Source organism: Thauera linaloolentis 47Lol = DSM 12138, assembly GCF_000310205.1.
GTDB classification, from domain to species: Bacteria; Pseudomonadota; Gammaproteobacteria; order Burkholderiales; family Rhodocyclaceae; genus Thauera; species Thauera linaloolentis.
Window position 1 is genome coordinate 22,940 of the sequence record NZ_AMXE01000045.1, and the last position, 7,951, is coordinate 30,890.

Annotated in this window: 6 protein-coding genes; 3 read left to right on the forward strand and 3 right to left on the reverse strand. The window is 66.9% G+C overall.

The features are described from left to right. Position 1: 1 nt before the first annotated feature. The 3 genes from C666_RS12060 (at position 2) to C666_RS12070 (ending at position 4,972) form a co-directional block, all read left to right on the forward strand. Entirely contained in the window at positions 2 to 1,426 is a 1,425-nt protein-coding gene (locus tag C666_RS12060; RefSeq protein WP_162173249.1) for a HAMP domain-containing sensor histidine kinase, read from the forward strand. Between the two features lie 8 nt (positions 1,427 to 1,434). Then, entirely contained in the window at positions 1,435 to 2,361 is a 927-nt protein-coding gene (locus C666_RS12065; protein WP_004339282.1) for a LysR family transcriptional regulator, read from the forward strand. A 310-nt stretch (positions 2,362 to 2,671) separates the two neighbouring features. Beyond that, positions 2,672 to 4,972 (forward strand): FepA family TonB-dependent siderophore receptor, encoded by a 2,301-nt coding sequence (locus C666_RS12070; protein ID WP_004339283.1) that lies wholly within the window; start codon positions 2,672 to 2,674, stop codon positions 4,970 to 4,972. A 136-nt stretch (positions 4,973 to 5,108) separates the two neighbouring features. Here the strand turns inward: C666_RS12070 and C666_RS12075 are convergent, their stop codons facing one another. The 3 genes from C666_RS12075 to C666_RS12085 all read right to left on the reverse strand — a co-directional run. Then, a complete protein-coding gene (locus C666_RS12075) occupies positions 5,109 to 5,507 on the reverse strand; it encodes a DUF2149 domain-containing protein (RefSeq protein WP_004339285.1) in 399 nt (132 codons plus the stop codon). Then, the gene (locus C666_RS12080; protein WP_004339286.1) at positions 5,504 to 6,043 is read right to left on the reverse strand and encodes a MotA/TolQ/ExbB proton channel family protein; all 540 of its coding nucleotides are present in this window, start codon (positions 6,041 to 6,043) and stop codon (positions 5,504 to 5,506) included. Before C666_RS12080 ends, C666_RS12075 begins: the two co-directional genes overlap by 4 nt. A gap of 57 nt (positions 6,044 to 6,100) precedes the next feature. Continuing rightward, a partial coding sequence (locus C666_RS12085; RefSeq protein WP_004339287.1) for a TonB-dependent receptor plug domain-containing protein occupies positions 6,101 to 7,951 on the reverse strand: 1,851 nt, incomplete at its 5' end.

A 7,951-nucleotide genomic window follows, 5' to 3' on the forward strand; every position in this document is an offset into this window, starting at 1 on the left:
AATGAAACAACCTCCACGCCCGCTGCGTCCCTTGCTCCCCGAGGGAGCATCAATACGCTTGAGGCGGCTCGGCGCATACGGGGGCTCGCGCCTGTTCTGGAAAATCCTGCTCGGCTTCTGGCTGACCTTCCTGTTGATGCTGCAGGGGGTATGGATGGCCTACGCGGTGATGTGGGGCGAGCGCGAGTCCTACGATTGGTCGGTGGCGCAGATCGTTGCGCCCTATCAATTGTCGGCCGCCAGGCTGGCGATCGAAGCCGGCGGTCTGACCAGACTGGAGCAAGTCTCGCAGGACTGGGAAGGCCATGAATGGAACCGGCTTTCCGTAACCGAAGCGGGGGCTGCAGAGCCGCCCCCGGACGGCAGCGGCGGTGTCAGCATCGAGGCGACCGACCCCGAGGCCCGCGTCTGGCGGCTGAACTACACGATGCCGGCGGAGAAATGGCGCGATTCGTACCGAGATCACAGTTACTCGTGGCTTTATCTGCCGCTGGAGTGGGCGATCCCAGCCGGTCTGGGCGGGCTGCTTTTCAGTGCCGGCCTGGCCTGGTATCTGGCCCGCCCCATCGAATTGCTGCGGCGCGGATTTCGCAAGCTTGCCGACGGCCAGTTCTCCACTCGCCTGCGGCCCGGCGTCGGGCGCCGGCGCGACGAAATCGCCGATCTGGCCAGAGACTTCGACCGTATGGCCGAGCGCCTGCAGCAGCTCATCGACGCCCGCGACCGCTTGCTGCACGACGTCAGCCATGAATTGCGCTCGCCGCTGGCGCGGCTGAATCTGGCCGCCGCACTGGCTGGCCGGGAAGGCGGCTGCGCAAAAGACGCGTTGCGCCGCATCGAGACGGAGGTTGCACGGCTGGACAGATTGGTCGGCGAACTGCTTTCGCTGTCACGGCGCGAAAGCGGCACGGCAGAAGTCGACACGTATTTCGACCTGCGCGATCTGACCGATACCGTGCTGGCGGATGCCCGCTTCGAAGCCGAAGCCAGGAAGATTGCCATCGAATTCCGGGACCGCGATACGCACCGCGCCTTGATCCAGGGCGATGCCGAACTGATCCGGCGGGCGCTGGACAACGTCGTGCGCAATGCCGTCCAGCATTCCGCGGCAGGTGATCGCATCGAGGTCGGGCTGCGCCTGGACAACGCCACGCGCAGCGTCACCCTGGAAGTAGCGGACCGCGGGCCCGGCGTGCCCGACTCAGATCTCGAACGCATGGCCGAGCCCTTCGTAAGGCTGAGCGCCGCCCAGTCTCGCCAGGGTTACGGCCTGGGGCTGGCCATTGCCCGCCGCGCGCTGCACAGCCATGGCGGCACCCTGCATTTTGCCAACCGTGCCGGCGGCGGCCTGCTTGCGACCCTGAGCCTGCCGTTGGCAGACGTGGCATCGCATCTGGCCGACCCCGCGTTCGACGAAGAAAACTGAACCGGACGATGAACAAGCTCGACAAGATCGACTTGAATCAGCTGCGCGTGTTGGTGACGCTGCTAGAAACACGCAGCGTCACCCGTGCCGCGCTGCGGCTCGGCATCAGCCAGCCCAGCGCGAGCAGGGCGCTGGAGACGCTCAGGAAGGCCTTTGGCGATCCGCTGCTGGTCAAGACCAACGCCGGCATGACGCCAACCCAACGCGCCGAAGCACTGCGCGAGCCACTGTATCAATGGCTCTCCGCCACGCACAACATCTTGCGCAGCCAGGATGCCGATGACGGGGCCGGCATTGCCGGGCATGTCCGCGTGGCCTCCACCGACTACGGCGTGCTGTCCGTGATCGAGCCCGCCCTGCCGGACATCCTGCGGCAGGCGCCGGGGCTGCATGTGGATATCTGCCCGCTCAGTCCTGAAAATCTCAATCAGTTGAGCGGCGGAGCCGTCGATGTGGCCGTCAGCGGCTGGGATCCCGAACCATGCCGGGTCCATGAGAGGCTTCTGTTCCAGGACAGCTACTGCTGCATCTTCCGCCAAGGGCACCGGCTGGCCGCGGTCGGCCTCGATGCGCCGCTGACCATCGACGAATTGCTCGACTGGCCGCACGTCATGCTGTCCATTCATGCAATGGACATCGACCCCCTGGCGCCCCACCTGCGCACTTCGGCGCGGCCACGCAGGGTTACCGCGCGCTTGCCCTATCTCGTTTCCGCACTGCTGCTGCTGCAGAAAACCGATGCCATCCTGGTCGCTCCGGTCCGGGCGCTGCGGAGGCTGTCAGCCGACCTGCAACTAGCCACGCGGCCGACGCCGGTCGAGCTCGGTACGTTCGACTACTGGCTGTACTGGCACGAACGCAGCCGCCGCGACCCCGTGGTGGCTTGGTTCATCGAAACGCTCGCCCGGGCCGCTTCCGAAGCAAACGGCGCCTAGCGTCGCCGGCCTCCCCTCTGCGCGCTGAATAATGATCATTCACCGCGCGGGGGTGTCAATTCATAAACTCGCCATTCCCCTGCCGGAAGTCGCCGTGCGCTGCAGGAAAAGCCGACGACGATCAGCATGGGCAAGAAAGTGTTTCCAGAGCCTGCGGAAACACGGCGGTCGTGACCCACTAGCCAAAGTCATTCCTCGATGATTCAGCCAACGATTTCGACAAACGCCTCCGTCATGACAGGCATTCCCGCATGCCTGTCGGGGGGACGTCCGTCCGTGGGCTGTCTTTCGACAATCAGGAGTGCAACCAATGGCAAAAATCCGTCCGCTGGCACCTGCCGCCCGCGCATTCATACCTTGCCTGCTCGGCGCAGCCATTTCGACCGCCTGGGCTCAAGCGTCTTCGGCCAACGACACCGGTTCAGCCAAGCAACTGGATGAGGTCGTCGTCCTGGGCAGCGCAGAAGATCAAGGCAAGCAATCCCTCGGCGTCTCCGTCATCACCAACGAAGACATAGAGCGCACCCCACCCGTCAACGACCTGTCCGACATCCTTCGCCGCCAGCCCGGCGTCAACCTGACCGGCAACGGCGCCTCCGGCCAGCGCGGCAACAACCGCCAGATCGACATCCGCGGCATGGGGCCGGAAAACACCCTGATCCTGGTGGATGGCAAGCCTGTTTCCTCGCGCAATGCCGTCCGCTACGGTTGGCGGGGCGACCGCGACACACGCGGCGACACGAACTGGGTGCCCGCCGAAATGGTCGAGCGCATCGAAGTACTGCGCGGCCCGGCTGCGGCCCGCTACGGTTCCGGTGCCATGGGCGGCGTGGTGAACATCATCACCAAGGCGCCCGCCAAGGACAAACTGTCAGGCTCGCTCACCTACTACGCCGATCGCCCGCAGGACGGCAAGGAAGGCGATACCGACCGCATCAACTTCAATCTGAGCGGACCACTCGGCGAAACCCTTTCCGCACGCATCTATGGCAATTACAACAAGGCCGAGCCGGATGCGCTGAGCCTCAACAAGCCCTACATCGCAGAGCAATGCTGGGAAGGCTGGGGATGCTCCCCCGGCGTGACGACTGGCGGACGTGAAGGCGTGGTCAACAAGGATTTCAACGGCCTGCTGTCCTGGCGCCCGGATGCCCGGAACATCCTCGACCTGGAAGCCAGTTTCTCCCGCCAGGGAAACCGCTACGCGGGCGACACCCTTGCCAATGAGCCGGTCAACCTGAATGCCGTCTACAACACCGAGACGAATATCATGTACCGCCAGGCATTCTCTGTGTCTCACCGCGGGCGCTATGACTGGGGCAGCACCCAGGCCAGCCTGTCGCACGACGTGACCCGCAACCGCCGCTTGCGCGAAGGCTTGGGCGGTGGTTACGAGGGCGTCATCGGTGGGGGCGACGATGCGCTTTCAGCACCGTTCGACACTTCCCGCCTGAAGAACACCCGCCTGCACGCGCAGGTCGACATGCCATTTCCGGTTGCCGGTTTCGATCAGGTGTTGACGGCCGGGCTGGAAGTCAACCGCGAACACCTCGATGACCCCGGTGGAATGCGCGACAGCATCACCCCGGGCTACTCCGGACCAACCGGCGGGGGCGGCACCAGCGATGGCACCGTTTCCGGGATGTCGCCCACGACCTCCCGGCAAAACAGCCAGGCCCTGTTCGTGGAAAGCAACATGGCCGTAACGGAGCAGTTGATTGTCACGCCCGGCCTTCGCTTTGACCATAACAGCGCCTTCGGCAACAACTGGAGCCCCAGTCTGAATGCCGAATATGCGCTCACCAGCACCTTCACCATCAAGGCCGGTGTGGCACGCGCCTACAAGGCGCCCAATCTGTACCAGTCCACCGAGAATTATCTGCTGGCCAGTGGCGGGCGGGGTTGCTTCGGCGCCGGCACTGCCGCCGTCGGGCCGTGGACTGACGCGTGCTTCCTGCTGGGCAATCCGGACCTGGAACCGGAAACCAGCATCAACCAGGAAATCGGCTTTGCCTATGCCCCTGGCACGTGGCGGGTCAGCGCGACCTACTTCCGCAACGACTACAAGAACAAGGTGGATGCTGGTCATACCCTCCGTGGCCGTATCGGGGACTACAACATCTACCGCTGGGAGAACATGGGCAAGGCGCTGGTGCATGGCATCGAGGGCAACCTGTTCATCCCGATCAGCCGCAGCTTGCAGTGGAACAACAATCTGACCTACATGATCGATGCGGAACGGCGCGAAGGCCCTTTCAAAGGCGAGCCATTGAGCATCACCCCCGAGTTCACGTTGAATTCCACTCTGGACTGGTTTGCCTCGGACAAGCTCTCGTTCCAGGCCACGGCCACCGTGTTCGGCAAGCAGAAACCACCGACCATGGAAACCGGCACCAGCGCACCCAACACGAACCTGCAGGAAATCAAGTCCTACTCGCTGTTCGGCCTCAGCACGGGGTATGAGATCAACAAGAACTTCAAGCTGCGCGCCGGGGTGAGCAACGTGTTCGACAAGCGCCTGTACCGCAAGGGCGATGCCGTGACTGCCGGTGCGCAAACCTACAACGAACGCGGCCGCGCCTTCTATCTTTCAGCAACGGCGAGCTTCTGAGCCGCACGCCGGAAACGACCTCCAGGCCGGCCCGTGGCATCGCCAAGGCCGGCCCCGGCTCATCGCCCTTGCCTCCGGAATCGCCCGGCGCCGTCCGGAGAACAAGGCCGCTGCAGAATACTCTGCCCCACTGTCGTCACTCGCCGCTTTCCGGCACGTAGATGAAGGAGCCGTCCTTCATCCGATAGGCCACGCCGGCGCGCGAGCCCTCGCCGGTGCCGATCTCGCCGCTGGCCTGGTAGTGCTCGATGACTTCGCCCTTCTTGACGATCATCTCCATGTTGGGCTGGCCGGGGTTCTTGATGACGGTGACGTCTTCCTGGACGAAGGGGTTCATCGGGTTGCTGGCGACGGCGAGCAGCAGCGCGGCGATGATGACGAGGAACACGTCGATCAGGTTGACCACCGACAGGATGGGGTCGTCGGCTTCGAGGTCGTCCATCAGGCGCAGGCCGCCCTGGCGGGCATGCTTGGCGCCGCGCGCCTTCCCGGCCGGCGGGCGCGTTGCCGCGGCGGCGCCTTGGCGCGGGCTCACAGCACGCCCTCCGCCGCCAGCGGCGCGACCGGATCGTCGTGCGCCTCGGGTTCATCCGCCATGTCCTCGTTCTCGATCTCGGCCAGTTCGGTGGCCAGCCAGCGCCGCCGCACACTGACGATCCAGTAGGTGATGGCCGAAGCGATCAGGGCCAGGATCACCGCCGAGAAGGCGACCATCAGGTTGCGGCTGACTTCCTGCAACTGGCCGTCGGCCAGCGCCATCAGCGCCGGCCCCATCGGGATCATGGTAGCCACCAGGCCGAGCATGGGGCCGACGCGGCTGGCGATGCGCAGCACTTCGAGCTTTTTCACCGCGATCGCCTCCAGCGCGGTGATGTGCAGCCCGGGGCGGGCATGCAGCGCGGCACGCAGTTCGAAGGCGCGCGGGTCGCCCCGATGGCGCTGCCTGGCCTGCACGGCAAAGCAGCCGAGCGCATAGAAGGCGTAGAAGAACAGTGCGGCAACCAGCAACAGCACCGGCAGCAGGAACAACTGGCTGAGGCCGTACATGGCCGATTCGACGATTTGCGACATGCTTCGTTTTCTCCAGGGGAAAGGTTCTTGCGGATATGGGGGCAGGCGGCGAAAGCCCTACCATTTGCCTTCGAGTGCCAGCAGCCAGGTGCGCTCGCCGCCGTCGCGCCCCGCCAGGCGCCAGCGGTCGGCGCCGTATTGCGCATACCGGTCCTGGCGGTCTTCGGCGCCGAGCAGGTTTTCGGCCGACAGGCGCAGATCGACGCCACGGGCGATCTGGCGGGTGACGTGGGCATCGAGCCGCGTTCCGCCGCGCACGCGGGCGACGCGCTCGTCTCCCAGCCGGGTGCGCGCGGCGCCGCTGTGCTTGAGCTGGAAGCCGTAGCGGGTGGCCGCGCCGGACGGGGCGTGTTCGTAGCTCAGGCTGAAGATGTGGCGCGGCGTGTCGTTGGCGATACGGCGGATACCCAGGCGCACGTCGTCCACCCGCGCGCGCGGCAGTGTCAGGCTGGCGCGCAGGCTGCCGCCGTCCAGCACCCGGGCGAACAGGGCGGCATCGAGCTTGGCGCTCAATTCCGCGCCCCAGTGGCGCGCGTCGCCGGCGTTGTACGGGCGCTCCACCCAGCGCCCGGCTTCCAGCGCGCTGTGGCGCTCGATGAAGTCGCGCGTGCGGCGGGCGTACACATTCACGCCGAGCACGCTCTTTTCCCCGCCCAGGTAGCGCTCCACGCCCAACTCCATGCGCACCACGCGCTCGGCGGACAGATCGGGGTTGCCGGCCACATCGGCCTCCAGCGGGGTGTTGTACTCGGTACTGCGGGTCACCAGCGGCGTGATCTCGTCGAGCTTGGGCACGCGCAGGCCGGTGCCGGCCGAGGCGCGCAGCACCCAGGCCTTGTCCGGCTGCCAGCGCAGCGCGAGCGAGGGCGACAGCGCCCGTTCGGTGTGCCAGCCGGCGCCGGCCTGCTGGCGGGCGGCCTCCAGGCGCAGGCCGGAGGTCAGCGTGACGGCGTCGGTCAGTGTCCATTCGTCCTGCACCCACAGCGCCGCGCTGCGCTCGCGCACTTCATGGCGATGGCGCGCGGCGGCGCCCCATGTCTGTCGGTCGTCGCGGGAGAATGCCGCGCCCTCCAGCGCCAGCGAAAGCAGGTGGACGTCGGCCAGCGCCTGGTCCAGGCGCAGCGCGGCGGTGAATTCGCGCTCGCGCCGGTCGAGCGATTCCGACCATACCGGCGACAACGGCCCCGCGCGCAAGGTCCGGGTGTCGCGCTCGCCTTCCATCAGCGCCAGCCGGCCGCTGAGCTTGCCGTCCGCGCCGGCACGGGTTTCACCGTCGGCACGCAGGCGGGCGATGCGGATCGCGCCGCGCTCGCGGTCATGGCGCGCGGTGGCCAGCGGGCCACCCTCCTCGCCGCGCTCGACCGCCTGCCGGCGCGTGCCGCTGTTGTGGTAGTAGCTCGGCCACAGGCTGAGGCGGGTGTCGCCGGCTTTCCACGACAAACGCGGCGACAGGATCAGCTCATCGACACGGTAGTGGCCGGACACCGCCTCGGCGGACCGTGCCGCCGGCAGCGTGCGCCACTGCCGGCTGTCGACCGGCATGCGGTGGCGGTTGACGGTAAGCGGCAGCAGCCAGGAGAAGCCGCCCTGCCCGCCGCCCAGGCTGGCGGTGAGCTGGCCATTGGGCTGGTCGCCGCGCCAGCCGCCGACCACGCGCGCCGAGGCGGTGCGCTGGCTGGCCGGCGCCTTCATGACCAGGTTGACGACCACTTCGGCGCCCGCGCCGAATTCGGCCGAACTGCCGCGCAGCAGTTCGATGCGTTCCAGTTCGCCGGCAGGCAGGCGGCCGACCAGGGTCAGCGCGTGGCGGCCGCTGGCGGTGGGGCGCTCGCCGTTGACCAGGATCAGCACGGCGTCGCGCGCCACGCCGCGCGCACCGGCGGCGGCCGAATCGGCGCCGTGGCCGGC